At 71.4% G+C, this 26,453-nt stretch carries 26 protein-coding genes and 2 pseudogenes; 12 read left to right on the top strand and 16 right to left on the bottom strand.

The window, feature by feature from the left end; all coding sequences use genetic code 11:
• Positions 1-140 precede the first annotated feature (140 nt).
• The 5 genes from IEY91_RS42710 (at position 141) to IEY91_RS32620 (ending at position 3,348) form a co-directional block, all read left to right on the top strand.
• Entirely contained in the window at positions 141-1,037 is an 897-nt protein-coding gene (locus IEY91_RS42710) for a helix-turn-helix domain-containing protein (protein ID WP_373288069.1), read from the top strand.
• Between the two features lie 20 nt (positions 1,038-1,057).
• Entirely contained in the window at positions 1,058-1,471 is a 414-nt protein-coding gene (locus IEY91_RS32635) for a GNAT family N-acetyltransferase (protein ID WP_164328807.1), read from the top strand.
• An 82-nt stretch (positions 1,472-1,553) separates the two neighbouring features.
• Positions 1,554-2,270 (top strand): DUF2470 domain-containing protein, encoded by a 717-nt coding sequence (locus tag IEY91_RS32630; RefSeq protein ID WP_189176748.1) that lies wholly within the window; start codon positions 1,554-1,556, stop codon positions 2,268-2,270.
• Positions 2,271-2,371: 101 nt separating this feature from the next.
• Positions 2,372-2,983: an isochorismatase family protein gene (locus IEY91_RS32625; protein WP_189176747.1), complete on the top strand. Its 612-nt coding sequence runs from the start codon at positions 2,372-2,374 to the stop codon at positions 2,981-2,983.
• 182 nt (positions 2,984-3,165) lie between these two features.
• Positions 3,166-3,348, top strand: coding sequence for a hypothetical protein (locus IEY91_RS32620; protein ID WP_164327123.1), 183 nt, complete (start codon positions 3,166-3,168; stop codon positions 3,346-3,348).
• 70 nt (positions 3,349-3,418) lie between these two features.
• On the opposite strand, the gene IEY91_RS32615 is transcribed toward IEY91_RS32620, so the two are convergent.
• The 6 genes from IEY91_RS32615 to IEY91_RS32590 form a co-directional block, all read right to left on the bottom strand.
• Positions 3,419-3,745 (bottom strand): transposase family protein, encoded by a 327-nt coding sequence (locus IEY91_RS32615; protein ID WP_164327124.1) that lies wholly within the window; start codon positions 3,743-3,745, stop codon positions 3,419-3,421.
• 141 nt (positions 3,746-3,886) lie between these two features.
• A complete protein-coding gene (locus tag IEY91_RS32610) occupies positions 3,887-4,375 on the bottom strand; it encodes an NUDIX domain-containing protein (RefSeq protein ID WP_164328808.1) in 489 nt (162 codons plus the stop codon).
• A gap of 66 nt (positions 4,376-4,441) precedes the next feature.
• Positions 4,442-5,425, bottom strand: a complete 984-nt coding sequence (locus IEY91_RS32605) for a 2-dehydropantoate 2-reductase (protein ID WP_229697374.1) — start codon at positions 5,423-5,425, stop codon at positions 4,442-4,444.
• A 223-nt stretch (positions 5,426-5,648) separates the two neighbouring features.
• Positions 5,649-7,145 (bottom strand): sensor histidine kinase, encoded by a 1,497-nt coding sequence (locus IEY91_RS32600; protein ID WP_229697373.1) that lies wholly within the window; start codon positions 7,143-7,145, stop codon positions 5,649-5,651.
• The gene (locus IEY91_RS32595; protein WP_164327125.1) at positions 7,142-7,822 is read right to left on the bottom strand and encodes a response regulator transcription factor; all 681 of its coding nucleotides are present in this window, start codon (positions 7,820-7,822) and stop codon (positions 7,142-7,144) included. Before IEY91_RS32595 ends, IEY91_RS32600 begins: the two co-directional genes overlap by 4 nt.
• Positions 7,823-9,163: 1,341 nt before the next feature.
• Positions 9,164-10,360, bottom strand: a complete 1,197-nt coding sequence (locus IEY91_RS32590) for a lactonase family protein (RefSeq protein ID WP_189176746.1) — start codon at positions 10,358-10,360, stop codon at positions 9,164-9,166.
• Between the two features lie 284 nt (positions 10,361-10,644).
• Here IEY91_RS32590 and IEY91_RS32585 point away from each other — a divergent pair, with 284 nt between their 5' ends.
• Positions 10,645-11,778: a hypothetical protein gene (locus IEY91_RS32585; protein ID WP_229697372.1), complete on the top strand. Its 1,134-nt coding sequence runs from the start codon at positions 10,645-10,647 to the stop codon at positions 11,776-11,778.
• Between the two features lie 101 nt (positions 11,779-11,879).
• Entirely contained in the window at positions 11,880-12,578 is a 699-nt protein-coding gene (locus IEY91_RS32580) for a TNT domain-containing protein (RefSeq protein WP_164328812.1), read from the top strand.
• A gap of 160 nt (positions 12,579-12,738) precedes the next feature.
• On the opposite strand, the gene IEY91_RS32575 is transcribed toward IEY91_RS32580, so the two are convergent.
• The 4 genes from IEY91_RS32575 to IEY91_RS32560 form a co-directional block, all read right to left on the bottom strand.
• On the bottom strand, positions 12,739-14,127 hold the full coding sequence (locus IEY91_RS32575) for a bifunctional folylpolyglutamate synthase/dihydrofolate synthase (RefSeq protein WP_189176745.1): 1,389 nt from the start codon (positions 14,125-14,127) through the stop codon (positions 12,739-12,741).
• A gap of 53 nt (positions 14,128-14,180) precedes the next feature.
• Positions 14,181-15,329 (bottom strand): GTP-binding protein, encoded by a 1,149-nt coding sequence (locus IEY91_RS32570; RefSeq protein ID WP_189176776.1) that lies wholly within the window; start codon positions 15,327-15,329, stop codon positions 14,181-14,183.
• A 31-nt stretch (positions 15,330-15,360) separates the two neighbouring features.
• Positions 15,361-15,531, bottom strand: coding sequence for a 50S ribosomal protein L32 (rpmF, locus tag IEY91_RS32565; protein WP_164327128.1), 171 nt, complete (start codon positions 15,529-15,531; stop codon positions 15,361-15,363).
• A 92-nt stretch (positions 15,532-15,623) separates the two neighbouring features.
• The gene (locus IEY91_RS32560; RefSeq protein WP_189176744.1) at positions 15,624-15,989 is read right to left on the bottom strand and encodes a DoxX-related protein; all 366 of its coding nucleotides are present in this window, start codon (positions 15,987-15,989) and stop codon (positions 15,624-15,626) included.
• 186 nt (positions 15,990-16,175) lie between these two features.
• Here IEY91_RS32560 and IEY91_RS32555 point away from each other — a divergent pair, with 186 nt between their 5' ends.
• The 4 genes and pseudogenes from IEY91_RS32555 (at position 16,176) to IEY91_RS32540 (ending at position 20,292) form a co-directional block, all read left to right on the top strand.
• A complete protein-coding gene (locus IEY91_RS32555) occupies positions 16,176-16,814 on the top strand; it encodes a helix-turn-helix transcriptional regulator (protein ID WP_229697371.1) in 639 nt (212 codons plus the stop codon).
• Between the two features lie 52 nt (positions 16,815-16,866).
• Positions 16,867-17,625 (top strand): annotated as a pseudogene (locus IEY91_RS32550) (MerR family transcriptional regulator); the annotation flags it as partial.
• A gap of 161 nt (positions 17,626-17,786) precedes the next feature.
• Positions 17,787-19,001 (top strand): glycosyltransferase, encoded by a 1,215-nt coding sequence (locus tag IEY91_RS32545; protein WP_189176741.1) that lies wholly within the window; start codon positions 17,787-17,789, stop codon positions 18,999-19,001.
• Positions 19,002-19,074: 73 nt separating this feature from the next.
• A complete protein-coding gene (locus IEY91_RS32540) occupies positions 19,075-20,292 on the top strand; it encodes a THUMP-like domain-containing protein (RefSeq protein WP_189176740.1) in 1,218 nt (405 codons plus the stop codon).
• A gap of 111 nt (positions 20,293-20,403) precedes the next feature.
• Here IEY91_RS32540 and IEY91_RS32535 read toward each other — a convergent pair whose 3' ends face one another.
• The 3 genes and pseudogenes from IEY91_RS32535 to IEY91_RS32525 form a co-directional block, all read right to left on the bottom strand.
• A complete protein-coding gene (locus IEY91_RS32535) occupies positions 20,404-21,438 on the bottom strand; it encodes a glutathione S-transferase family protein (RefSeq protein WP_189176739.1) in 1,035 nt (344 codons plus the stop codon).
• Positions 21,435-21,740 (bottom strand): hypothetical protein, encoded by a 306-nt coding sequence (locus tag IEY91_RS32530; RefSeq protein WP_189176738.1) that lies wholly within the window; start codon positions 21,738-21,740, stop codon positions 21,435-21,437. The genes IEY91_RS32535 and IEY91_RS32530 overlap by 4 nt, the downstream gene beginning before the upstream one ends.
• A gap of 193 nt (positions 21,741-21,933) precedes the next feature.
• A pseudogene (locus IEY91_RS32525) lies at positions 21,934-23,418 on the bottom strand (cytochrome P450).
• A gap of 110 nt (positions 23,419-23,528) precedes the next feature.
• Between IEY91_RS32525 and IEY91_RS32520 the strand changes: the two are divergent.
• Positions 23,529-24,146, top strand: coding sequence for a TetR/AcrR family transcriptional regulator (locus tag IEY91_RS32520; protein ID WP_189176737.1), 618 nt, complete (start codon positions 23,529-23,531; stop codon positions 24,144-24,146).
• A gap of 80 nt (positions 24,147-24,226) precedes the next feature.
• Here the strand turns inward: IEY91_RS32520 and IEY91_RS32515 are convergent, their stop codons facing one another.
• The 3 genes from IEY91_RS32515 to IEY91_RS32505 form a co-directional block, all read right to left on the bottom strand.
• On the bottom strand, positions 24,227-25,069 hold the full coding sequence (locus IEY91_RS32515; protein WP_189176736.1) for a sensor histidine kinase: 843 nt from the start codon (positions 25,067-25,069) through the stop codon (positions 24,227-24,229).
• Between the two features lie 232 nt (positions 25,070-25,301).
• The gene (locus tag IEY91_RS32510; RefSeq protein WP_164327139.1) at positions 25,302-25,805 is read right to left on the bottom strand and encodes a hypothetical protein; all 504 of its coding nucleotides are present in this window, start codon (positions 25,803-25,805) and stop codon (positions 25,302-25,304) included.
• The gene (locus IEY91_RS32505) at positions 25,805-26,359 is read right to left on the bottom strand and encodes a hypothetical protein (RefSeq protein WP_164327140.1); all 555 of its coding nucleotides are present in this window, start codon (positions 26,357-26,359) and stop codon (positions 25,805-25,807) included. Before IEY91_RS32505 ends, IEY91_RS32510 begins: the two co-directional genes overlap by 1 nt.
• Positions 26,360-26,453: the final 94 nt, after the last annotated feature.

Below are 26,453 nucleotides of genomic sequence, written 5' to 3'. Positions count from 1 at the left end.
AGAACACCACAAGGTCGTCCGCGCGCACAGATGGTTGGCGAGCGCGCCAACCTCTGAACGCGGGGTGTTGACACAGCCCTCGCCGAGGGTTCGATCGAGGTGTCAGCATCGCCCGACTGCCCGGCGAGGTCGTGGTCAGTGTGCGCCCACCAACCGTGTTCGCCAACGCCTCTGGCTCGGAACTGGCCCTGTTGCGTGGGAAGTTGCGCGGTCCATGGCGTGTGGCTGTACGGGCACAGATGGTCCTGCTGTCCCTGCAAGGCTTGTCACCAACGCAGATCTCCGTGCTGTTGGAGTGTGACCCGGCCACGGTGCGTCGGTGGATCGGCCGCTTTGACACCGCCGGTGTGGCCGGCCTGGCTGATCGGCCCCGCAGCGGACGGCCGAGACTGGGCGGAGGCCGGCTGACCGCACGGATCATCGCGCTCCTTGAGCGGCTGTGGCCGTGGACCGTCTGCAAGCTGCACCGATACCTGGGGCGGCCGCGGATGTCTCGCCGCACGTTGTATCGGCGCCTGCGGCAGGTGGCCGTCTGGCGGCGGCCGAAGCTGATCGCCCGCGGGGATCCGGCCCGGGACGGGGTCACGACGGCCATCCGCCGTCGCATGACACTGCTGCCCGCGGGTGCGAAGGTCCCGACAGCAGACGAAACGCACGTGCACCTGCTGCCGCATGTCCGGGCCCGCTGGACGCTGCCCGGCCGCCGCCCTGAGATACCAAGACGGCAGGTCCACACGTTCTTCCGCGGCCACTCACCCGATCAAAACCTTGCCACCGCAGCCCCCTGGACGAGCCCCTGGTTCCCAGCCCATTACCGACAGGACTTCTGGACAGCCGCTGAGAACGCGTCGCGCAGGGTCTCCAGGAGGCGGGCGATGTTCGACCGGGGCAAGCTCCGGCCGGTGATCGGCGCCGTGCTGCCGCTGGCCGACATCGCACAGGCGCACACCCTGTTGGAAGGCGGCTCCGCCGGCGAGGGCCGCGGACGCCCACGCGGCAAGATCGCCGTCGCCGTGCAGCTAGCATGTAGCAGGTGAATGCCAATACTGACCATTACATGTTGCGGGCGGAGACGCCCTCGGTGGACACCTATCTCCGGCTGCGGGTCGAGTCCGGCTTGAGCGCGAGGACGGTGGAGGCGGCCCGTGTTGGGCTGCCCAACACCTGGCACGCGGTGACTGTCCGCGCCGGCAACTCCGACGGTTCCGAGGGCGAGGCGGTCGCCATGGGGCGGGTCGTGGGCGACGGCGGCTGCGTCTTCCAGATCGTCGACATCTGCGTCCTGCCCGCCCACCAGGGCCAAGGCCTGGGCAAGCGGATCATGGCGGCGCTGGTGGGCGAGCTGGAGCGCCGGGCGCCACAGGGGGCGTACGTCTCACTCATCGCGGACGGCGACGCCCGCTTCCTGTACGAGAAGTTCGGGTTCCGCCCGACCGCTCCCGAATCGATCGGGATGCATCGCCGGACCTGACGCGACTCGCGGGTCACGCGTGCTGGCAGCGTCACGCGATCTCCGATAAGTTAGGCAAGGCTTACCTAATGGAGGTTGAAGGATGGGTGTCCGACACGTCAGCACGACCATGCCCACCGCGGCGGCGCGCGCTCGCTCCGTGCTCGCCACCGCCTGGTCCTGCGCGGTGACCACGGAGATCGGCAGAGACGACCTCGTCGGTGCCCACACCGTCAGCGAGCGCGGCACGGTGCTCCTGCACCCGCCGGAGGACAGCGCGCTCGCCGCCGCGCTGATCTGCGCGCCGCGCGGCGAACCCTCGACGCTCGTCGAGTTCGCCGACGTCGCCCCGGTGCCGGTCAGGGACCGGGTCCGGTCCCGGCTCTGGCTCTCCGGAACCCTCACGGCCACCCGCGACCACCTCGTCTTCGAGCCGGCCTGCGCCGTGCTGCACGACGGGAACGGCCGCACCGGCATCGACCTCGAGGAGTTCGCGCTCACCGACCCGGACCCCCTGGCACTCGCCGAAGGCCGGCTGCTCACCCACCTCTTCGACGCCCACCCCGAGGCCGTCGAACAGCTCACCCGGCTCGTCGCCGCGGACAGCCTGTCCGGCGTCGTCGCCGTCAAACCGCTGGCCATCGACCGGCACGGCCTGACGCTGCGCCTGGAACGGGTCAGCAGCCAGGCCGACGTACGGCTGCCGTTCTACGAACCCGTCGACGACCTGGGCCAGGTCACCGAGCGCATGCACGCCCTGCTCACCAAGGCGCGGCTGCTGCGCCGGCCCGTGCTGCGGCCGGCTCCGCCGGAGTCCTGAAGGCACGTGGTGCGGCGGGGTTCTTGACGTACATGTCCCGGCCTTCGCGGAGTACGGGGGCCGGTGCCCGGCGTCCGCAACCCGCAGGGATGATGGGGTACATGAGTTCTGCCACCGCATCATCGAGTCAGTCGACGCCCGCCGGATCCGCTCCCGTGGAGCCGGTCGAGGCCCTGGTCATCGTCGACACCCAGTCCGGCTTCGTCGTCGGTGACGAAGCCGTGCCCGACGCGGAGCGCCTGCTGCCGCGTGTGGAGCAGCTCCTCGCCAAGGCGCGGGCGGCCGGCTCGCTCGTCATCCAGTTGCAGAACGACGGCCCGGAAGGCGCCCTCGACGAACGGGGCACGCCCACCTGGGAGACGCACTTCCCGGTGGACGCCGAGCGCGGCGAGCTGGTGTTCCACAAGACCGTCGACGACGGCTTCGAGGAGACCGAACTGGAGGACGTGCTGCGGGCGGAGGGCATCGGCTCGCTCGCCCTCTGCGGGGTCATGTCCGAGATGTGCGTGAGCGCGACGGCGCGCACCGCCCTGGACCTCGGCTTCCGGGTCGTCATCGCGCACGACGCGCACGCGACGTACGACATTCCGGCGGCGGCGGGCATCAGCGACGCCATTCCGGCGGCGACCGTGTCGCGCGTCGCGGAGTGGGCGCTCGGCGACGAGGTCGAGATCGTGCCGAGCGTGGACGACGTCGGCTTCGTGGCGCTGTAGCAGTCGCTGCTGCCCGTGGTTCGGGTGGTGGACCTCCGGCGCCGGGGCGGGCCCGGGTACTGCCGTGAAGCGGGCCGTCCGGCGATGGTCCTGTTCACCCGGATGGCGATTCCGGGAGGAGGTTCCGTCTGCGCCGTGCGTCCCTTGGAGTAGTGACCGCAAACACAGCTCGGAGGAACGTGATGGGTATCGGCGACTTCTTGGAGAATGCCGCAAATAAGGCAAAGGATGCCGCGGGTGACCCGGGTGACCCGGCTGACAAGGCGCAGCGTGCTCAGGAGAAGGCTGCTCAGAAGGCTCAGCAGCATGGCGAGGACGCCGCCCAAGATGCAAAGGACGGCGCCGTTGTGGACGACGATTTCTGAAGCACGGATCTGGGGTCGGGGACGCTCGGGCAAGGCCCGGTTTGCCAGCGCTCTGACCTCTCACCGACATTCATCGGTTTCCCGGCCGACGGGTGATGCCGGAATCCAGCACCCGGCGGCAAGCCGGAGTCCGCCTGCCGTACCGCACGGTGAGTCCGTCGACTTGCTCGGCGAAGGTACGGCGCGGACAAGCGGAGTTCTCGCAGTACAACCGCCGGACGGACAGATCGATCCGTACCGCCTGATCACCCACGGGGCCATCGGCCAGATGCCGTTCGTAGGTGCTGTGTATCCGCTCGGACGGCATCGCGCAGTCGGGACAACTCACGACGACGTCCCGGGTTCTGGCCACCACGTGAACCGCGGCGTCCTCGGGGAAGACGGCGTCCACCAGCACGGTGCCGAGGTACGGGAACAGCACGCTGACGAGCTCGTCACACCACACCACGGTCCCAGGTGACGCTACGTCACCGTCCCCGAATCCCGGTGATCGCCCTCACGGAATGTGTGCCTGATCCCGGCACTCGCTGCCAGGCGCCTATTCCCGCCCTGCCCGGAAGGCGAAGTACCGGTCGCACAGCTCCCGGCTGTCGGAAGTGAAGCGCCACTCCCGCAGTGACCGTCGAAGCTCCGACTCAGTCAACCAGCCATACCAAGCAACCTCGCGAGGAGCCGGATTCACACTGGCCCGCACCACGACCTCGTGTACGCCGAGCCAGTGCGGGCTGAGTCCGCCTCGGCTCAAGAACTTGAACAGGAAGCGCGCCGGCGCCCGGACTCCCATCTCCTCACCCAACTCTCGGGAGGCTGCCTGCTCGTAGGGTTCACCGACTCCCACGGCTCCGCCAACAGCGGCTTCGAATTGCCCTGGAAACCGGGACATATGCTCGGCCCGCTGATGAACGAGGAATCGACCCTGCTCGTCCCGGCACACGGTCGTGGCGATGCGGTGCAGCCAGCCCCTCTGGACAGCCTCCCTGCGGGAGACCACCCCCTGCACGCGGTCCCGTTCGTCTACACGCTCCACCAGCTCATCCACGACGCACACGATCGCAGAGACCACTGACAACTTGCCGGAACCATGGGGTCGGCGTCAGCCGTTGTCGCCCCCGCCGGTCTCCTCGGGCCGAGGCCGCGCGGCCAGCACACCCGCCACCTCGTACAAGTAACGATTGACGGGCGTAGGCACCCCCGCGAGCTCGCCCAGGCGCACCACCGAACCGTTCCACGCGTCCAGCTCCGAGGGGCGGCCCGCGAGGATGTCGCGCTGGAGGGACGAGGTGCCCGCGGCGGGCTGCTGGTCGATGAAGTCGAGCGTGCGCGCCACGATGTCGTCCGGCAGCGGTACGTTCCTGGCCCGCGCCACCCGCTCGATCTCGGTCATCCCCTCGACCAGCAACTGCCGCGTCCCCGGCCGCGAGCGCAGCACCCCGAACGGCGCGTCCGTCACCGTACCGAGCCCGCCGAAGGGCACCACGAACAGGAACTTGGCCCACAGCTCGGCCCAAATGTCGTCGGGCACCGTGGCGTTCACGCCCGCGGCGGTGAGCGCGGCGCGGAGCCGTTCCACGCGGGGCGTGGCGCGGTTGTCCCACTCGGTGAAGGCCAGGGCTCCCGGCCCGCCGACGTGCCGCACCCGCCCAGGGCCGTCCAAATGGGCGATGATCTTCGCGGTGCCGGGCAGTACCGCGTCGCGGCCGACCTCCTGGGCCACCTGCTCCGGCGCCTCGACGCCGTTCTGCAGCGTGACCACCGCCGTGCCGGAGCCGATCAGCGGCTTCAACGCGGCGATGGCGGGCGGCAGCTGCGAGGTCTTGACGCACAGCAGGACGACGTCGACCTCCCCGATGTCGTGCGTGTCGTCGCTCGCGCGCGCGGGCGCGACGGTGAAGTCGCCCGCCGGGCTGTCCACGGTCAGGCCGTCGCGCCGCAGCGCCGCCAGATGGGCGCCCCGCGCGACGAACCCGACATCGTGCCCGGCCTCCGCGAGCCGCCCCCCGAAGTACCCGCCGACGCCACCGGCACCGATCACCGCGACCTTCAACGCCCCACCCGTGTCCCGCACACCATCCGTCACGAAGAACCTCCCCTTGGCTCCCACTCGCCCCGGGCGAGCCCGCCGCGCGTCCACCGCCCGGTCGCCTCACCCTAATCCGGCCCCGCCGGGAGGGTTCCGCGAGGTCGAACCCACCACAGATCACGGGATCTGCGGGGCGCTTCAGTCCCCAGGGATGACACCCGTGGTGACGACGAGCGTGCTGGCGACGACCGCCGCTGTGGTGCGTGCGGACGCAGCTGGACTAGTTCGGCTGCAACGACTGACCCACGCGCGGGGCGTCACTGTCCGGGGGGCGTCCGGCGGATGCCGGACAGTCGTTTTCGGTCTCCGTGTGCGGACGGTCCGGCGGTTGTGGCTCCCGCTGCGGCTGAGGGCCGGGGAGGGTGAGGCGGAAGTGGGTGCCGTGGTCGCTGTCGGTGATGGTGAGACTGCCGTGGTGGAGGGTGGCGATGTGCTGGGCTATGGCCAGGCCCAGGCCGGCTCCGCCGGTGTGGTGGCTGCGCGCTTCGTCGAGCCGGGTGAAGTAGCCGAAGACGCGGGTGCGGTCTTCGGCCGGGATGCCGGGTCCGTCGTCTCCGACGTCGAGCGTGACCGTTCCCGCGCCGGCGTCGCGGGTGAGGCACACCGTGATGCGCTGGGCGGCGTAACGCTCGGCGTTGTCGAGGAGGTTGCCCAGTACCCGGCCCAGCAGTGAACAGTGGCCCCGGACCGGCACAGGATCCTGGCCGGCGGAGACCGTCAGGGCGAGATGCGCGGGCAGGGTTCGCCGCGCGCATTCCTCACGCACCAGATCGGCCAGATCCAGTTGCTTGCCGGAGTCGAACAGCGTCGCTTGCGCGTCGAGACGCGCGAGCATGAGCAGGTCGTCCGTGAGCTGCTGCAGACGTACCGCGTCCCCCAGTGCTCGTTCGACCACCTGGGGCCAGTCGGCGTTCTGCGGCTGAGCGAGAGCGATCTCCAACTCGGCACGCAGCGCCGCCAGGGGGGTTCGCAGTTCGTGGGAGGCGTTCGCCGTGAAGCGCCTCTGCTGTTCCACCGAACTCTGCAACCGGTCGAGTGTGTCGTTCATGGTCACCGCCAGTCGGCTGATCTCGTTGTTCCGCGGCGGTACGGGGACGCGCTGATCGAGGTGGTGCGTGCTCAGCTCCGTGAACTGCCGCCGGATGGCCTCCATGGGCCGCAGGGTGCGTCCGGCGATGAACCAGGCAACCGCCGCGGTGAGCAGGACCAGTCCCGCCGCGGTGCCGACGATCCGCTGGGCCATGGCATCCAGCGCGGCCTGTTCCTTCTTGAGGTCGTATTCGGTGATGAGCCGGTGGGACGAGGGTGTCGGATACTCCGGGTAGACGATGCGCAGGGTTCTGGGAGCGCCGTCCCCGTCGATGAGGTCGGGCCACAACCAGAGAGACAGCGCGCCCGAGTCCGGGCCGCCGGGAGTGACCGTGGCGGTGAGCCCGCCCGTCCGAAGGACCTTCGGCTTGCCGGAGACGCAGTACTGCCGTGCCCCCGGGGGCAGCTCGGCTGCGTTCGACTTGACGCCGCGGGCGAAGGTGTTCGTGACGTTCGCCCTGAGAACCGTCGTCTCCATGGCGTTCTCCAGGAGCGAGCGGCGCCAGAAGTCCGTGGCGAGGAAGGAGCCGGCAGCCAGCGGGAGAGTCACCAGCAGGGCGGACAGCAGCGCTGCCTTGGCCCGCATGCTGAGCGTCGGCAGCAACCGGATCCGTCCAAGTCGCCTCATGGCGAGGCTGGTTCGTCTTCGAGACGGTAGCCGGCGCCGCGGACGGTGTGGATCGTACGCCGATGGAACGGGCTGTCGATCTTTCGGCGCAGGGCGCTGACGTACACCTCCACGACGTTGACGTCGCCGTCAAAGCTGCCCCATACGTGCTCCAGGATCTCGGTCTTGGAAACCACCTCCCCGCGGCGGCTCGCCAGGTACCACAGCACCGCGAACTCACGCATGGTGAGCGGGACGGGGATCTGTCCGCGATGGCAGCGCCGCGTGGCCGGGTCCACGCGCAGGTCGCCCGCCTCGATGGCAGCCGGCCGCTCCCGCTGTCCCCGGCGCACCAGAGCCCTCAGACGCGCCACCAGTGCCACGTAGGAGAACGGCTTGGTGACGTAGTCGTCGGCCCCGGTGTCGAGCCCCTCCGCCTCGTCGAACTCGCCGTCCTTGGCCGTGAGCATCAGCACCGGGACCCAGAGCGCGGCCTCCCGCATGCGCGCGCAGACCCGCAGCCCGTTCATCCCCGGCAGCATGATGTCCAGGACGACCACGTCGTAGTCGTTCTCCTGGACCAGTTCCAGGACCCGTGTCCCATTGCCCGTGCCGTCGACGACGAAGCCCTCCCCGCGCAGACCGCGCCGGAGCAACTCCATCAACCTGGGATCGTCCTCCGCCACGAGTATCCGCATGCGCTCAGTATCGCGGGAGGCACCTGAAGCCACGCTGAGAATCGTCGCCTCCCAGGGCGTCCGATTCAGCGTCCAATCCCGTGGACCCGAGCGCGGGATCGGCTTCCTGAATGATCCTCAGGGTCCCTCAGCTTCTCCACAGGACGGCACTGCCACTGTTTCTACTCGAAACCGGCGGCGAGCCACCCTCGGGCACTTTCCCGGGGGCCGTACCCGTCGATTTCTGGAAGCCAGCAAACCCGGCGAACGGAAGGAGGGCGGGCAACAACATGATCAAGTCCGGCACAAGGGCAGCTCTGGAGCCCTGCGGAGCAGACGCCACGCATGGTGCCGCCATATCTGACTGCTCGTGAGGTGAGCGAGTGTCAATGCGCTCCTCTGGCGTCACGTCCGGACGGCCCCATTCCCCATCTGCCGCCCAGCGGCAGCAGACTTGAGAGAGGTCTCACCATGCTCAGTAAGATCAGGAAGAACCGCGGTGCGGTCACACTTGCCACCGGACTTCTGGCCCTCACTGGAGGGCTGGCCATTGCGAGTCCGCCTGCGTCGGCTGCGGCTTCGACCATCTACACGGAGTGCCCGACGTCAGGGTCCGAGTGGATCGACTACGCCGACCGGGGACGCGCGCATGCCACATGCTCTGGAGCCGACGTCCGGGTCAAGGTCTACTGCGCCAATGGCCGGGAGTACAACGCCCCCGTGTATTGGGGTCCTGATTACAACAGGGCTGAGTGCCCGAAGGGCGTAGGGGCGACAAAGATGTATACGCAGTATCGCAAGTAGGGGAACGTCGTGGAAGGCGGCCCGCATCGCTCTCGGTGAGGGCCGCCGCACTACTTCTGCTGACCGTGCCGGGGCAGGAATGCGATACCGCCTCCGAGCCGCTTCATTCTGCTGCCGCTCAACCGGACAACGCCTACGTCCTGTTGTGTGGGGAGACGGCCGAGGCCCCGGGATTCGATCCTATCCAGCACGAGGAGCGCGGGAGATTTCCACCGGACCGGGTCGACCCAGTGCCCTCCGACAGCGTGCGCCGTGTAAGCGGAGTCCGGCTGAGTGGGCGGTGGCCGTCTGGTCATTGCCGAGCTCGTGGACGTGGCCCGGGCTGCTCAGAGTCGACGGCACAACGGCCGTCGTCTCTGGGCACACGGTGTGCTGACGAGGACGCTTCGCACTCCACGGACACGGCCTGGTAGCAGGCCGGTGTCTCCGCGACTTCACCAACTCGGCCAAGTCCAAGGAGATCGCGTACTTCGAGCGCGTTCCCATATCCGTCGGTGATCTCGTCGCCAGCAGCTCTCCGGAGCGCTTCGGCTGGCGCGACGCTCGCGGATGCCAGCGCTACAACGGCAACGCGCACACCGCGATCGGTGCCGCGAACGGCTTGCCCGCGAGGGTGAGTTCGGCGGTGGCCGCGTCCACGCGGAAGACGCTCACCGAACCCGATCGCTGGTTCGCCGTGAACAGGAGTCGTCCCGAGGGGGAGAGCGCGAGGTGGCGGGGGAAGTCGCCGCCCACGGGCACCGTGTCGAGGAGGCGCAGCCGTGCGCCGTCCCGTTCGACGGCGTATCGGGTGAGGGTGTTGTCGCCGCGGTTGGCGAGGAAGGCGAAGCGTCCGTCGGCGGTGACGGCGAGCTGCGCCGGGTAGCTCGTGACGCCCGGCTTGGTTCCGGTGGGCTGGGGTTCGCCGGGTGCGAGGCGGCCGCTCGCGGGGTCGTAACCGCAGACCACGACCGTGTTGTCGAGTTCGTCGGCGAGATACGCGAACCGCGCGGAGGGGTGGAAGGCGAGGTGGCGCGGTCCGGCGCCCGGCCGCACCGTCGCGTGCGAGACGCGGCTGAGCTTTCCGGCCGTCGTGTCCAGGCGGTACGTGTAGACGGTGTCGGTGCCCAGGTCGACGGCGAGGACGTGCCGGCCGTCCGGGGAGGCGCTGATCTGGTGGGCGTGCGGGCCCTGTTGGCCGGGGCCGGGCGGCGGGGTGGAGTGCGTGACGAGGTCGGTCCGCTCGCCGAGCGCGCCGGACGGCTCGATGGGGTGCACGGCCACGCTGCCGGACGTGTAGTTGGCGCTCAGCAGCCAGCTACCGCCGGGGTGCACGGACAGATGGCAGGGCCCCGCGCCGCCCGTGGAACGCGTGCCGAGCACCCGGTGCGCGCCGTCGGGGGAGAGCGCGATCGCGGTCACCCCGCCCTGCTCACGCTCGTTGACGGCGTACAGCGTCCGTCCCGATGGATGCGCCGCCAGGTATGAGGGGTCCGGTATGCCGCCGAGCATGCCGACGCCGGTGACCTCGCCGGTCCCGTCGTCGTACGTCGCAAGGCCGATGCCGGTGCCGCCGCCCTGCTGGGACGTGTAGGTACCGAGGAACAGCGGCCGTTGCGCACGCGCGCCTGAACGGGGAGCGGCCGCGGCGCCGTGGGGTGCTCCGCCGGGGGACCCGGTGGGCGGTGGTGCTGCTGCCGCGCCGGAGGTGACCGCGCCGGTGGCGACCGCCGTCGCCGTGGCGAGGCTCGAACCGATGAACCGCCTTCTGTCCATGACTACACCTCGGGGTGGGGGACCGGTGATGTCGGAGTGGCAGGCAGACACAGTGGCCCCCGAACACCCCAACAGGCAAGAGGCGCAACTTGAGTTGCATGCAGTGCAACGCGATGGTTCCGCCGTGCGGGGGAGGCGGGTGGTCCATGGGAGCGATGTGCGGAGGCGAGGGCTGAAGGGAGGCTCGGAGTCCAGGCCCCGTTTGTGCAGGAGCCCGGCCATTCCCCATCCCTCTCCTCGTAACTCCTCATGCTTCCCCGCCGAGCCGCATCCCGGAGGACACCGTGGCGCTCCCGACCCTTACCGCCGACGGACAGGAAGCGGCCGAACACTCCGCCCCGTGGCGTCGCCGCTGGCCCGCCTGGGCGCCACGCGCCGCCGCGGCCTGGGGCGTCGCGTACGCCGCACTCCAAGCGCTGTGGGCGGCGACCGGCACCGGCGTACCGCTGGCCGGAGACCGCCACACCCCCGCCGCCCTCCAACTCCTCCTGGCCGCCCTCGCCCTCGCCGCGTCCGGGGTCAGCCTGGCCACGACCAGGACGCTCGGCAGGAGCGGCCGCCGCGCGACGGGCGGGGCGCTGGCCGTACTCATCCCCGCGCTCGGCTGGGGCGCGATCGGTCTGCCCATGTACTTCGTGACCCTGGCGTCGGGCGCGGGCCTGGAGAGCGTCACGGGCCTGGTGAACCTCCTGCTGGTCGCGGCCGGGACGACCCTGCTCGCCCTGGTCGCCGTCTCGTACCGCCGTCGCCTGGGCGGCAGTTGCCCCCGCTGCGGACAGTGGCACGAGGGCGGCGGAGACGGGCCGCTCGCCCACCCGCCCGCGACAACCGCCCCACCGCGCACGCGCGCGACCGCGTACCTGCTGATGTGCGGACTGCTGCCGTGGTCCGTCGTGAAGACGGTCTGGCTGTTCGGCGGCGACGCGATCGGCGTGAGCGGGGAGGCCTGGCAGGACGAGGTCGAATCGGAGTCGACCGGCGCGGCGAAGGCGCTCGCGTCAGTGGGCGTCGACGTGACCGTGCTCGGCGCGCTCCTCGGCTTCTTCCTGCTCCTCGGCCTCCTGCACTGCTGGGGCCAGGTGTTCCCGCGTTGGACGCTGCTGCTTTCCGGGCGTCGCGTGCCGCGTCTGCTGCCGCTGGTCCCGGCCTGGCTGACCGGATTCAGCCTCGCCCTGTACGGGACGCTGCTCACCGCCGGTTCCCTGCTCATGGCCGCCGGTGTGCTGCCGAAGCCTGAGCCTGACGGCGTGTTCACCAGCGGCACCGGGCTCGCCTGGATGGTGGCGTTCGGCGGCCTCGCCTTCGGAGGGCTCGGCTGGGGGCTGCTCGTCGCCGCGCGTTCGTACGCGGAACGCACCCGCCCCCGATGCGTTCCGGCCAATACGTCGTCAACAGGGGCGCGTGACCGGGCGAGTTGACCACTGAACGCCACTGATTCGCTACCGTGTGCGAGTTGTTCGTGATGCTCGCGCGTACGCGAGCGGAGACCCTGAGGAGTGGCCCAGTGGACCACAGCCGTGTGATCCGAATACGTACGACCCTGGCCGCGATGGGGGTGACGGCGGCGATGGTGACGGTCGTCGCCGCGGCGCCGACGGCGAGCGCGGCGCCCCACGCCTCGGACGCGGCGGCGCGGTCCTCGGCGTCCGCGACGAAGCCCGAGCCCTGCACCGGCACCTTCCACGGCGACGCCCGCCTCGGCCCCAAGTGGCTGCCCCAGAAGTGGCAGAAGCCCGTGGGCCCGCTCCTGAAGAAGTGGAAGCGCACGGGCAAGCTGGCGCCCGCCGCGTTCCTGAAGAAGTACTGGGAGGGCCCGGCCGACACCGGGACCTGGAAGTACCCGCCCAATGACGGCTTCGAGACGGTCAACGGCCAGGTCGACAAGCACCCGGAGGAGCTGGAGAAGGGCGAACTGCTCGACCGCTTCGGCTCCGAGTACGGCTCGTTCCTCGCGCCCGCCGGGGACTCCTACGCCGAGCGCGCGCTGCCCCCGCAGAACCTCAACACCCGCGACGCCGCGTACGCCTGCGACTATCGCGTCTACAAGGTCGCCAAGCCGTTCCACGTCTGGCAGGGCGGCATCGCCCCCTGGTTCGAACAGCCCGGCGGCGGCGAGCAGATCAAGCTCGATCCCGTGTTCCTCGACCCGGGCGAGGGCCAGCGCCTCAACGTGAAGTGGCTCCTGGACCACGGCTACCTCAAGCCGGTCGCTGGATAGCAGCGAGAAAGACGACGGGGGACGTTCACGAACTGCTGGCCGCCCTGCGCGCGGCAGGTGTGCCCGACGGCTACTACTGGATCTAGGGCGTCCACGAACCGGCCCCCAGAGGCGGAGGGGTGCGCGCGGCTGCTGATCTGAGCGTGCTGACGGTCCGGCTTCAGCCGGGCGGCAGGCCGAGCAGGGTCCGCGTCTCGCCCACCAGAGTCAGTGATCCGATGACCACGATCTGGCCGTCGGGACCGGTGAGACGGGCCGCCTGCCGCAGGGCTTCGGGCACGTCCACGGCATGGTGGACGTGCGGGCGGTCGGCGACCAGGCGGGCGAGATGGTCCGGGTCGGCGGCCTTCTGGGACGCGGTGCGCGTCAGCACCAGGGGCCAGTCCGCCGGAAGTTCCGCCAGCATCTCGTCGGCGGCCTTGGTTCCCTCCACCGCGAAGACGAGTACGGGGGTCGGCCCCGCCCCCGTCTTGCGCACGATGTCCACGATGTCCGGGAGCACGGCGGCCACGCTGTGCGGATTGTGCGCGCCGTCCATGAGGACCGACCCGGACCAGTCGTCGAGCCGGGCCGGGCGTACCAGTTCGAGGCGGCCGGGCCATGTGGTGGCGGCCAGACCGGTCCGCAGCCGGTGCTCGTCGAAGTCGGGCACCAGGCCGCGTGCGCGCAGGGCGTCGATCCCGGCGACGGCGAGCGCGAGATTGCGCTGCTGGTGGGTGCCGCGCAGCGGGCAGGGCAGGTCGTGGTGGACGCCGAGAGGCGTGCGCACCTCCACCAGCCTCGTGCGCGCGGTGGCGCCCTCCGCGCCTTCCGCGCCTCCCGGGCTCTCTGCCCCCGCTTCCCCCTCTGCCTCCTCCGCCCCCACCGAAGACACGGCGGCGACCTGAATCTCCTCACCGAGCCGCCACACCGTAAGGCCGCTGTGCTCGGCGAGCACCCGCCGCACCGAGGCAGCCGCCTCGGGCGGCAGATCGCCGAGGATCACGTGGTCGCCGTCACGGACCACCCCGGCCTTGGCCCAGGCGATCTCCGCGTACGTCTCGCCGAGGAACTCGGTGTGGTCGAGGGCCACGTTCGTGATGACCTTCACGCCGAGGTCGAAGGAGTTCACGGCGGTGTCGCGGCCGCCGGCGCTCGCCTCCATCACGGCCAGGTCGACGCCGACCCGGCGGTAGTGCACCGCCGCCGCGGCGGCCCGAAGCGCGGGCGCGTCGAGCGGATCGCTCAGCCGCTGGGCGGCGGCGTCGACCTCGGTGTAGGCGGCGGCGTACGCGATGCGCGAGGCGGGCACGTTGTTCACGCGGATGCGCTCGGTGGCCTCCTGGAGCGCCGGACCCGGCATGCTGCCGACGCGCAGCCCCAGCGCGGCAAGCCCCGAGACCGCGAACGCGCAGGTGGACCCCTTGCCATTGGTGCCCGCGACCAGAATGCCCCGCAGCCCCCGGTCCGGTCGGTCCAGGGCGGCGAGCAACGGCGGCAGATAGTTCTTGACCGGCAGTTTCACCGCTCGGCGCTGGGCGGTGAGGTCGCGGGCTCGCTGATATTCCATGGCAGGAAATGCTGCCTCACGCGCGGGCTCGCACCGTCACAGTTCCGCCAATCTCAGCAGGCCGTGTCCCAGGCAGGGAACGGGTCCCGGGCCGGTGGTTCCTCGCCCTCGGCCATCAGACACGCGGCCAGCGCGGCCCGCAGCGCCGCTGTCCGCAGCCGGGTGCCGATGAACACCAACTCCTGGCCGCACACGGAATCGTCGTGTGCGTCCTCGTCGGCGTGGTGCGCGCCCGTCGGCTCGAACCGCGCGACCGCCCCGGCCTGCGACCAGAGCCCGGTCACGCGCGGGCGGCTCGCGAGCCGGAAGAACCCCTTGGAGCGCAGCACCTGTCCATAGGTGCCGCTGTCCATGCCCTTGGTGACGAACGACCACAACCGCTCGGGATGGAAGGGGAGTTCGGCCCGGAAGACGGTGCTCGAGATGCCGTACTCCTCGGTCTCGGGCACATGGTCGCCGTTCAGCTCCCGCACCCAGCCCGGCGCGAGCTGCGCGCGCTCCAGGTCGAACAGTCCGGTCCCGAGGAGGTGCCGGAGGTCCACACGGCCGTGCGTCGCGGTGACGACGCGGGCGCCCGGGTTGAGGCGCGCGAGCGTCGCCTTGAGCCGGTCGGCGTCCTCGGGGGTCACGAGGTCGAGCTTGTTCAGTACGAGGACGTCGGCGAACTCGATCTGGTCCATCAGCAGGTCGCTGACGGTGCGCTCGTCGTCCTCGTACTGATCAAGGCCGCGCTCGACGAGGCCGTCGCCGCCGGTCAGCTCCGGCAGGAAGTTCGCCGCGTCCACGACGGTGACCATGGTGTCGAGGCGGGCGAGATCCCCGAGCGTCGCCCCGTCGTCGCGCGGGAACGCGAACGTCGCGGCCACCGGCATCGGCTCGGAGATGCCGCTGGACTCGATGAGCAGATGGTCGAAGCGGCCCTCACGTGCCAGCCGGTCGACCTCTTCGAGGAGGTCGTCGCGGAGCGTGCAGCAGATGCAGCCGTTGGTCATCTCGACCAGGCGCTCCTCGGTCCGTGAGAGCGCCGCCTCGCCGCCGCGCACCAGCGCGGCGTCGATGTTGATCTCGCTCATGTCGTTCACGATCACCGCGACACGCAGGCCGTCGCGGTTGCCCAGAACGTGGTTGAGCAGCGTGGTCTTGCCCGCGCCGAGAAAGCCGGACAGGACCGTCACCGGCAGTCGGCCGTCGTCGGACGCCATGCCGCGCTGAGCTTCCGTTGCCATCGGGCGTTCAGCTTCCGGGCCGGATCAGACCGCGCTCGTACGCCTTCACGAGCCGCTGCGGTACGAGATGCGTGACGCCGTCGACCGTCACGGGCACGAGCTGCGACGTGCTGGCCTTCCACTGCGCGCGGCGGTGACGCGTGTTGCTGCGGGACATCTTCCGCTTGGGTACGGCCATGGGGTCCTCCAGGGGTGGTGGGTGCGGTGGGGGAGCCGCACAGGGTCAGCCAGACGCTACATGAAAATGGATCCCATTAACAAAAGTGTCTCTTACGCGGTGATCGCCACCGCCGTCGCCCACGCGATGTACCCCGCGTTCACCGCCAGGCGCGCGGCCACGCCCCACGGGCCGTGCAACACTCCGGACCGCGCACGCGCGTGACGTGCGGCGTCGACGTGGGGCACGAGGAACGCGGTCAGGAGCCCGGCCGCCGCCCACCCGCCCGCAGCACGCGTGCCGGGCGCGAACAGGAGGGCGGCGGTGCCGAGTTCGGCCAGCGCGCTGCCGGTGACGAAGATGGCGGGGTGCGGAAGCCAGGCGGGGATCAGGGAGCGAAAGTAGGCGGGGAACACGAAGTGCGCGAGGGCGGTCGTGGCGAGGAACGGGCCGAGGGTGAGGGAGGCGGGGGTCGACATGCGCCGATGATCGGGGCGTGGGCGCGGCGGTGTCTTGAACAGAACGATCGTCCGCTGGGGCTGGGGCTGGGGCTGGGGCTGGGGCTGGGGCTGGGGCCAGGGCGCGGTCCGCTGCTCGCGGTCGCGGGGGAGCTCACCGTTTTCGGTGAGTCCCGTGCGTACGAGGTGGCCCGGCACCGTCATCCGGTGTGGAAGGCCGTCCTGCCGCTGCGCGGGGGCGTGCGCGTGAACGGGAGCGTCGGAGCCGGTGTGCTGGTGCCGCCGCAGTATGCCCATACCTGCGCCACCTCGACGGGCTTCGTCGCCGTCTTCCTGGACCCGTGGTGCCTGCGGGCCGACCGGTCGGGGCCGACGTGGTTGGACGCGCGGGGCGTGCGGCGGCTGGTCGAGGCGCTGGGGGAGTGTGGGGCGGCCGATGGGTTCGGGCCCGGCGCGCTGTGCTGTGAACTCGCCGCCCTCGCCGGGCCGCCCGCCCCCGTCGACCCGCGCGTCCTGCATGCCGTGCGCGGCGGCCCAGGAGCGCTGAGGCTCACCGAGGTCGCCGCCGAGATCGGGCTTTCCCCGACGCGGCTGCGGGCACTGGTGCGAGCGGAGGTTGGCGTTCCGCTCGGCGTGCTGCGCCGGTGGCGGCGGCTGCGTACCGCCGTGGGAGCGCTGGTGGACGGTGGCGGCGTCATCGCGGACGTGGCCGCCGCCGCGGGCTTCAGCGACCAGGCCCATCTCACCCGCACCGCACGGACCCTGGTCGGCCGCACCCCCGCGTCGCTGCGGCCGCCGCGCGCGGGACGCGGGACGGAAGCCGTCCCACCCGCCGCTGCCGGTTGACCCTGACGTGAGGTCAGGCTGCACGCTGAACGGCGACGAAAGGGCGACGATCATGAGCTATACCGTCGGGCAGGTCGCCGGCTTCGCCGGGGTCACGGTCCGTACGCTGCACCACTACGACCGGACCGGACTGCTCACGCCCAGCGAGCGCAGCCCCGCCGGCTACCGGCTGTACGGCGACCCCGACCTGGCCCGGCTCCAGCAGATCCTCTTCTACCGCGAACTCGGCTTCGCGCTCGACGAGATCGCCGAGATCCTGAGGGACCCGCAGGCCGAGGCCCTCGACCAGCTCCGCGCCCGGCGGCGGGCGCTGCGTGAGCAGATCGGCAAGCTGGAGCGGCTCGTCGAGGTCGCCGAGCGTGCCATGGAGGTGCAGCAGACGGGCGTCCGGCTGAGCCCGCGCGAACGGTTCGAGGTCTTCGGCGAGATCACCTTCGATCTGAGCTACGCCACCGAGGCCGAGCTCAAGTGGGAGGGCAGCGCCGGGCACAAGGAGGCCATGGCCCGCGCCGCCGCGCACTCCAAGGAGGACTGGGCCCGCGTCATGGGCGAGGCGGCGGCCTGGCGCGACCGGGTCCTCGCGGCCTTCGACGCCCACGAGCCCGCCGACGGCTCCCGGGCCCGTGAACTCGCCGAGCAGCATCGGCAGCACATCGGCCGCTGGTTCACCGACTGCCCGCCCGACATGCACCTGCGCATCGCCGACGACTTCGTCGCCGACGCGCGGGCGTTCGCGCTGGTGATACCGCCCTCGCAGCAGCGTCCAGGGCTTGCCTCCTATCTGCGTGAGGCGGTTCGTGCCAATGCTGCTTCCGCCGGGGTGCGCGGCGACATTCAAGGCCACATGGGCCACGAGGGTCACCAAGACCACCGAGGCCACCGAGGCCGACGTGAGGGTAAAGCTGAACCTGAGGTTGATAGTGGTGGCGGCGGTGACGGGCCCGCGGGCGGCGCCTGCGGAGGTGACGGACGGTGAGAATCCTGATCGCCGCCGCCGGTTCGTACGGCGACATCGCCCCGTACACCGGTCTGGGCACCCGACTGCGCACGGCGGGCCACGACGTCGCGATCGCCACCCACGACGGCTTCGCCCCGCTCGTGCGGGGAGCGGGCCTGCGGTTCCGCCCGCTGCCCGCCGACGCGGGAGCTCCGGGCCCGGCGGTGGGACGGCGCGCGCTGATGCGGACCGCGAGCGCATTCGTACGCGACCTGGGCGGCGGACTCGCGGACGCCGTCGAGGAGGCCGACGACCTGCTCGTCCTGTCCACGACCACCGCGCCGCTCGGCTGGCACCTCGCGGAGGCCCTCGACGTGCCGACGATCGGCGCGTACCTCCAGCCTGCCCATCCGACCCGGGAGTTCGCGCCCGTGGTGAGCGGCGCGCGAACCCTGGGCGGCTGGGGCAACCGCGCCATGGGGCGGTTCTCCCTGCGGATGGTCGACCGCGTCTACGCCGACGCGGTCGGGGATCTGCGCTCGCGCCTCGGCCTGCCCGCCGCCACGACGGCTGCCGTCCGGGCCCGCAGGGAACGCGAAGCCTGGCCGGTGTCGCACGGCTTCAGCCCGGCGGTCGTACGGCGCCCGGCCGACTGGCGCGCCGGGCTCGACGTCGTCGGCAACTGGTGGCCGCACCACGACCCGGCCGCGCGACTTCCGTCCGACGTCGAGGACTTCCTCGGCTCCGGCCCGGCGCCGGTGTTCATCGGCTTCGGGAGCATGGCGGCGGGTGAGGGCGAACGCCTGGGTGAGGTCGCCGTGGCGGCGCTGCGCCGGACCGGACTGCGTGGCGTGCTGCAGTCCGGCCGGGCGGGCCTTGCGGCGTCGGGCGACGGGATCCTCACCGTCGGCGAACTCCCGCACGCCCTGCTCTTCCCGCGCATGGCGGCCGTGGTGCACCACGCGGGCGCGGGCACCACGGCGGCGGGCCTGCGCGCGGGCGTTCCGGCCGTGCCCGTGCCCGTCACCGCCGACCAGCCCTTCTGGGCCGGCCGCCTGACCGCGCTCGGCGCCGCCCCCGCCGCCGTCCCGTTCCGGGAGCTCACGGCGGAGCGCCTGGCCGACGCGCTCACCCGCGCGGTCCGCGAGACGACGTACGCGTCCGCCGCCGAAGCCGTCGCCCGCGTCATGGCGGCGGAGGACGGCGCAGGTCAGTTCCTGAAGGCCGTGGAGCGGTTCGAAGCGGAGTGAGCTTGTGCTCAATGGCCCGACCCCGGCAAAGCCGCTCAGCCGGGCGGTCGTGTGTGGGTGGGAGACTGCGCGGATGGATCTTCGTACGTTTGAGGGGCTGTTGACCGAGCGGGGTCAGGTGTTGCTGGCTGCGGTGAGCGGTCTCGATCCGGCCGGTGAGATGGCGGCGCGGCTGCGGGGTGAGTATCCCGCGGAGTGGGTGTTGGCCGCTGTCGAGCAGGTGCGGTTGCGGCGAAGGGCCGTGGCGAAGTTCGGTGTGGAGGCGTACCGCATGTACTTCACGCCGGACAGCCTGGAGCACTCGTCCCCTCAAGCCGTGGCGGCCTACCGGGGAGTCCGGATCCTGAATGAGTTCGGGATCGTCAACGCCGGCGCCGTGGGGTGCGGGGTCGGCGTTGACGCAGTCGAGATGGCCCGGGCGCCGATGGTGACCGTTGTGGTCGACCAGGACCCGTTGGCCTGTGCGGTCACGCAGGCGAACGTGCGCGCGCTGGGCGGCATCGTCGCGGAGTTCGCGTGGGCGCAGCAGTGCGCGGACCTCGCGGCGATGGCGGAGGAGGCCGTGAGGTACTCGGAGTCGGTCTTCATCAGCCTCGCGCAGCGCAGAGGCCGGGAGGGGGAGGTCGGCGCCCCTGAGTACTGGCCTCCGCTGGAGTGGGCGCTGGACGTCGTGCGCGAAGTCGGTGAGGGAGCTGTCAAGGTCCCACCGGACATCGCAGGGGAGGCCATACCCGACTGTTCCGAGACGGAATGGATCTCCTACGGCGGACAGGTCACCGAAGCCGTCCTGTGGTTCGGCCTGTCCGAGCACGACGCGGACCGGCCAGACACCCCCGTGCCCCACGGTGTGCGCCGTGCCACTGTGCTTCCCGGGGGAGCATCCCTCACGAGCCGCGGCCTGCCCGCCCCGGCGGTGTGCCCGGTCGGCCGTTACCTGTACGAGCCCGATGACGCCGTCGTCCGTGCGGGCCTGCTCGCCGAGGTCGCGCAGGACGTCGGCGGCGGGCTCATCGACGAGACCACCACCTACCTCACCGCGGACACCTTGCACGCCACCGCGTTCGCCACCGCGTACGAGATCACCGACGTGCTGCCGTACGACGTGGAAAAGCTCCAGGCGCTGCTGCGCGAGCGTGGGATCGGCGAACTGTCGGTGAAAGAGCGCGGTGCGGCCGTCGTGCCGGACGAACTCTCCCGCCTCGGCACGCCCCCCGGCCCGAACACGGCCACCGTGATCCTCACGCGCGCCGCGCGAGTCCCCGTCATGCTGCTCGGCCATCCGATCGGCTGAGCCCGTCGGAACCTCCGAAAGAATGTTTCCGAGACGGGTTCTGCGGTGCCCCTGGGCGGCGCCCGGGGATCGTCGCTGGGCGCGGGGTGTCACGCCGGGCGGCGAGGTCCGTCACGGCCGTCCCTCCGGCGGCACCTCCTCCCTCTCGGGCACCGGCCCCGGCGCAGTGCCCGAGCCGAACGGGCTCCCGCCGAGCTTGTGGCGGTGATGCGGTGTCAGCCACCCGGCGAGGTCCGGCCCCAGGGGCACGATCGCGGTCGGGTTGATGCCGGTGTGGACCTGGTAGTAGTGCCGTTTGATGTGGTCGAAGTCGACCGTGTCGCCGAAGCCCGGGGTCTGGTACAGATCCCGCGCGTACGCCCACAGCACCGGGTCCTCGGTCAGCTTCCAGAGGTTGCACTTGAAGTGGCCGTGGTACACGGCGTCGAAGCGCACCAGCGTCGTGAAGAGCCGGATGTCCGCTTCCGTGATGGTGTCGCCGACCAGATAGCGGCGGTCGGCGAGGCGCCGTGAGGTCTCCTCCAGCCGCCGGAACACATCGCGGCACGCGTCCTCGTACTCGCCCTGGGAGGAGGCGAAACCGGCTCTGTACACGCCGTTGTTGACGTCGCGGTAGATGCCCTCCATCACCGCGTCGATCTCCTCGCGCAGCGGCTCCGGATACAGGTCCGGGGCGCCGGGGCGGTGCAGGGCCGACCACTGGGTCGCGAGGTCCAGCGTCAGCTGCTGGTAGTCGTTGGTGACCAGCTTGCCGCTGGGTACGTCCACGAGCGCCGGGACGCTCACGCCGCCGGGGTAGCCCGTCTCCCGCGCGTCGTACGCCTCGCTGAGATAGCGGATGCCGAGGACGGGGTCGCGGCCGTCGAGGTCGAGGGTGAAGCGCCAGCTCCGATCGTCCTGGATCGGGTCGGTGACCGCCAGCGAGAGCGCGCCCTCCAGGCCGAGCAGCCTGCGGGAGATGAGCGCGCGGCTCGCCCAGGGGCAGGCGCGGCTCACCACCAGGCGATAGCGCCCGGCCTCCACCGGCCAGCCGTCCCGGCCGTCTGCCGTGACGCGGTCGGCGAAGTGGCTCCGCGAGCGCTTGAACGGCTTCTTGCCGAGTGATTCGTTGCCCGACGCCGTCGTTTGCTGTGCCGCGTCGCTCATCGCAGGCTCCCCTCGCGGCGGGGGGCCGGGGCGGGCGCGGGCGTGTCGGCGGGAGGGTGCGCCGCGTCGGCGGACAGGGGCGTCGGGGCGTGCGGCGCGAGGTCGTAGATCCTGTTCAGCAGCTCCGCCTCGTTGCCCGCGAGGCCCGCGCGCCGCAGCGCCTCGTCGGCGTCCTGGATCGGCACGGCGAGGAGCGCCGCGGTCTGTGCCGTCACGGGTCCGTCCAGGGCGGCGCGTGCGGTGTGCAGCAGCCGCAAGCAAGCCTGTGCCGCGGCCAGTTCGGGGTACGTCGTGCCGGTCATGTCGGTTGGCTCCTTAGCGCGCGGGTCCCATGGTCGAAGGTGCAACCCCCACTCTTGCGCACGGGTCTGACAATTGCCCTTCAACCACCACGCGCGTGCCCTCCCACCACCACGCGAGCCACCCCGCGCGAGGCCGCCGCGGCATCACCCGAACCGGCTCCGCCCCGACGTCACCCGGACCGCCGCCACCCCCTCACCCAGGCCGACGTACCAAGCGCAGCCGCAGCCCCTCCGGCATCAGCGTCAGCCGCTCCGCCACCCGCAGCTCATAGCCCGGCTCCGGCACCAGGTCGTAGCGGCGCAGCAGCAGCGCGAGCACCAGCGTCGCCTCGTGCAGCGCGAACTGACGGCCGATGCAGGCCCGCGCGCCGGTGCCGAACGGCTTGAACACGTGCGGCGGACGGGCGCGCACGGCGGCGGGCGCGAACCGGTCGGGGTCGAACTCCTCCGGCCGCGCGCCCCACGCCTCCGGGTCCCGGTGCAGCAGCACCGCGAGGACCAGCGCCCAGGCGCCCCGCCGCACCGGATGCACCCCGCCGACCACCGTGTCCTGCCGCGCCTCACGCGCGAACGCGGGCGCGGTGGGCCACAGCCGCAGCGACTCGTCGAGCACCCTGCGTACGTAACGGAGCTTGGCCACCTGTTCGTATCCCGGCGTCTCCGTCCGCCCCCACACCTGGTCGACCTCCTCCCGCGCGCGGGTGAACACGTCGGGGTGGCGCGCCAGGTAGTGCAGCGCGAACGACAGGGCGCCCGACGTGGTCTCGTGACCGGCCACCAGGAAGGTGATGACCTGCCGACGGATGTTCTCCGGAGACAGCCGTTCGCCGGTTTCGGGGTGGGCGACGTCCAGCATGCGGTCGAGCAGGTCGCCGCGCGCGCCCGAGGCGTCCGCCGCGCGCCGGGCCGCGACGACCTCGTCCACGGTCCGGTTCAGATACGCCATGTCGGCGGCGTTGCGCCGCTCGGAGCCGCGCAGGAGCAGCGGCGCGAGGGCGGGCGGCATGACGTTGCGGCGCTGGGCGTGGGTGAGCGTGCCGACCATGGCGGTCACGAAGGGGTGCGGCCGGGTGCGCTCGAAGGAGCCGAAGTCGTGTCCGAATCCGGTGCGGGCGATCGTCTCCAGGGTCAGCTTCGTCATGTCGCCGGGCACGTCCACGGCCCGCCCCGCGGTCGCCTCGCCGTCTCAGCGCGCCATGAGCTGCCGGGCCACCTCGAGCATCAGCGGGTGATAGCCCGCCATCGCGTCACGGCTGAACCCGGGCGCGAGGATGTCGTGCGCCAGTTGCCAGTTGGGTTCGTGGTTGTACGCGGTGAACAGGCCGTCGCCCGCCACGGGCCGGAGATTGGCCACCCCGAGCCCCACATGCTTGGCGAACCGTGCCTCGTCGGCCAGTTCGCCCGCGAGCCCCGCGCCCCAGACGAAGACGATCTCCTTGCCGAAGGCCTTGCGGCGGAAGATGGGTCCGAGGCGGCGGCCGATGCGCATCGAATCCTGCACGGGCGTACGCACGTTCACGCCGACCACGTCGCCGACCAGCGGAACACGGCGGGGCGGGTGCGGTATGCGGTGCAACTCGGGCCAGCCGGCCTCGGCGCCGCGAAAGCCCTTCGGCAGGTCCCCGGGCCCCGCCCCCGCGCTACCCGTCGGCTGCGTCCGCTCCGTCTTCTGTGCCATGGCCGCCATCTCCCTTGTGCACAGGGGCCGTTGGCGCCTGTTGTACGTGGATTCAATACGGGCTTCCAGTCTGGTCAGGTTGTTGAACCGACGTCAAGTAAGGTGCTCGCATGGCCGCGAATCCGCAGGAGCGCACGCGCCGCAGGCTCAGCACCCAGGAGCGCAGGGAGCAGCTCCTGACCGTGGGGGCGCGGCTGTTCGCGCAGAACCCCTACGACGACGTCTGGATCGAGCAGGTCGCCGAGATCGCGGGCGTCTCCCGCGGGCTGCTGTACCACTACTTCCCGACCAAGCGGGACTTCTTCGCCGCCGTCGTACGCCGCGAGAGCGAACGCATGCTGCGCCTGACGTCCGCCGAGCCGGGCCTGCCCGTGCGCGAGCAGCTCGGCGTGGGCCTGGACGCCTTCCTCGGGTACGTGGAGGGCCACGCCCAGGGCTTTCGCGCCTTCCACACCGCCGCGGCGGCCGGGGATCCCGTGGTCCGCGAGGTCTATCGCGAAGGCCTCGCCGCGCAGGAGCGCCAGATCCTCGCGGCGCTGGCCGCGGACCCCGAGACCGCGCCCCTGACGGCCGAGCTGCCCGCGGTGCGGCTCGCGGTGCGCGGCTGGCTGGCCTTCATGGTCGCGGTGTGCCTGGAGTGGCTGGCGGAGCGGGAGTTGACGCGCGCGCAGGTGCGGGATCTGTGTGCGCGGGCCCTGCTGGGGGCGATCCTGCCGCAGGACTCCTGAGGGCCTCGGGTGACCTGAGGGCTTCAGGCGGCCTGAGGGCTTCAGGCGATGGGAAGCGCCCCCACGGCGCCCACCGCAACTCAGTGCTCGTGAGGTTCGGGCTTCTCCGAGGTGCCGGCCGCCGCGTCGGTGTCGCGGCCCAGGTCGAACACGCTCTCGCGCAGCGCCCGGATCACCTCGTCGAGCTCGGCCACGCCGTGCAACAGGCGTCTGCGCGCGGGCCCCTCGCCGATCATCGTGGCCGTGCCGTGCAGGTCAAGGCCGGCATCGAAGATCTTCCGGACCACGCTCTCACGAAGATCAGCGGCGATACGTTCGCGCTCCCGCGCCAGGGAAAGCTGCCGAACCTCCGCCTGCAACGCGGCGTTGGCCACAAGCGAGGCCTGGATGCGGTCCCGCAGGCCATGGGCGGCCACCGCGATCATCGCGCTGAGGGCGCTCCAGAGCACGACGCGCCTGGCGATGACGGCACCGGGCACGGCCTGAGCGAGGGATGTCACCGCCTGGACGGACACCACCGCTACCACCACGCACGCCGACTCCCACCGGCGGTGGTAGAGCACCGACCAGATCAGCGGGGCCAGCGCCACAAGCCCCACGCCGGATGCCGTGCCCGACGCCAGCATCAGTTCCAGGACGGAACCGGCGTAGAGCAGCGGCACCAGAACCGGGGCCCACGCCGGCAGCCGCTGCCAGGGCAGAAGGAAGGCTCCGGCGCACGCGAGCAAGAGGGCGGCACTCGCCGCGTACTCCACCCAGGAGCGCACGTCACCGCCCGGCACCAGGACACTGACCGTGGCCACCACGGCGACAAGGCCGAACGGAACGGCTCTCGGCGCCAGGCCGGGCTGCTGGAACTGCCAGCCGACGGTGCCGCCGTCAGTACCGGCCCGTGCCCGCCAGGGAACTCTTGAAGATTCCACAGCACATCCCTCTGGCCGCAGTAACCGTCGCTACCGCCGCTCTTGCTTGCGGAACTGGTTCCGCCCCTGGGTGTCTCGTGCCCAGCGCGGCCACCATCCACGTCTGTCACGTGGTGCTGAGGTCCGTGGCGTAGGCGAGGGCGTGAAGGTGAGCAGAGCCTCGCCAGCGATGGCCATGGCTCTGCGACGTCCCCACGGCGCGTCGAGCCGGCCCGCGATGAACTCTCCGGCTTCACGCAGGCAGGAAGCCCGTGCCGAAGTGCTCCGTCAGGGCTTCCCTGGCGCCCTCGGCGTCATCGGTGAGGCGCTCCGCGGCCCACAGGAAGAAGTCGTCCGCGACGGTGTCGATCCAGTCGTACGTCGGGTCGGCGGGCCCCGGATCCGGGGCCGGGTAGCGCAGTTCCAGCTCCGGGCCGCGTGCCCCGAACACTGTGAACAGCCGGTGCCCGTCCGGCTCGGACGCCTGCCGCACGGCGACCGAGGAGCAGTCCCACGACTGCGGGCCGAACTGCAGCCAGAGTGTGGTGGTGCCGGACCCCTTGGCGTACAGGGCGGCCGCGACCGGAGCGTGTCCGCCCCTGGCGGCGTCCGTGAGGTGGACGAACCCGTGGCAGCGGCCGGATCCGGGTGTGAGCAGGCCGGTCGCGGTGTCCAGCGACCACACGCGGCCGTGCCGGTCGTAGTCCTGCAGCACCACCGCGGACGGCGGTGCGGTGGGCTTCCCTATGGCAGGCATCAGCGGCGGCGCTCCAGTCCGAGCTCCTGGTCGACGGCCGCGCTGCTGCGCGTCGCCGCCGCGATCACGGCCGCCCAGCTCCCGTACCTGGCGAACTGCTGGTCGGCCGTCGGGCCCAGCGGGTTGCCGTACTTCTTCATGTTGCGTGCTTCCAGCTCCTTCACCGCCTCCGGGGACATGCCGGCCCGCGTGATGTCCTTGGCCTCGTTGCGCATGTCGACCAGGCGCCGGGCGATCTCCTCGTCGGAGCGCCCCTCGGCGCGCATCTCGTCGGCGACATCCTCCATGTGGTCGAGCAGTTGCAGGTAGCGGATGCGGATCTCCCGCGCCTCCGCGCGCTGCTCGGGCGTCATCTTCCGGATGGCGCAGACGACGGGTTCCGGACTGGTGCACGGCTCGTCGGCCGTCGTGGACAGCGCGCTGACGGCGGCGGACCGGTCGGCCGGGAGCGCGGTGTCCGCGTGCGCCGGGGTCAGCAGCGCGCCGACGAGGGCGGTCAGGAGGGGCAGGAGTGCGAGGACGACGAGGCGGCGCAGGAACGGGGGCACGGGCACAGAAGCTCTCTTCCGGGAGGCTGGTGGGGCGCCCGCGACGGGGGAGGCACGGTTCGCAACGGCACGCTCACGACGGGACGCTCAGGGGGCGCCA

The organism is Streptomyces lasiicapitis, assembly GCF_014646335.1.
GTDB classification, from domain to species: Bacteria; Actinomycetota; Actinomycetes; order Streptomycetales; family Streptomycetaceae; genus Streptomyces; species Streptomyces lasiicapitis.
Note: the sequence above shows the minus strand (reverse complement) of the source record. Positions and strands in the feature narration are given on the sequence as shown.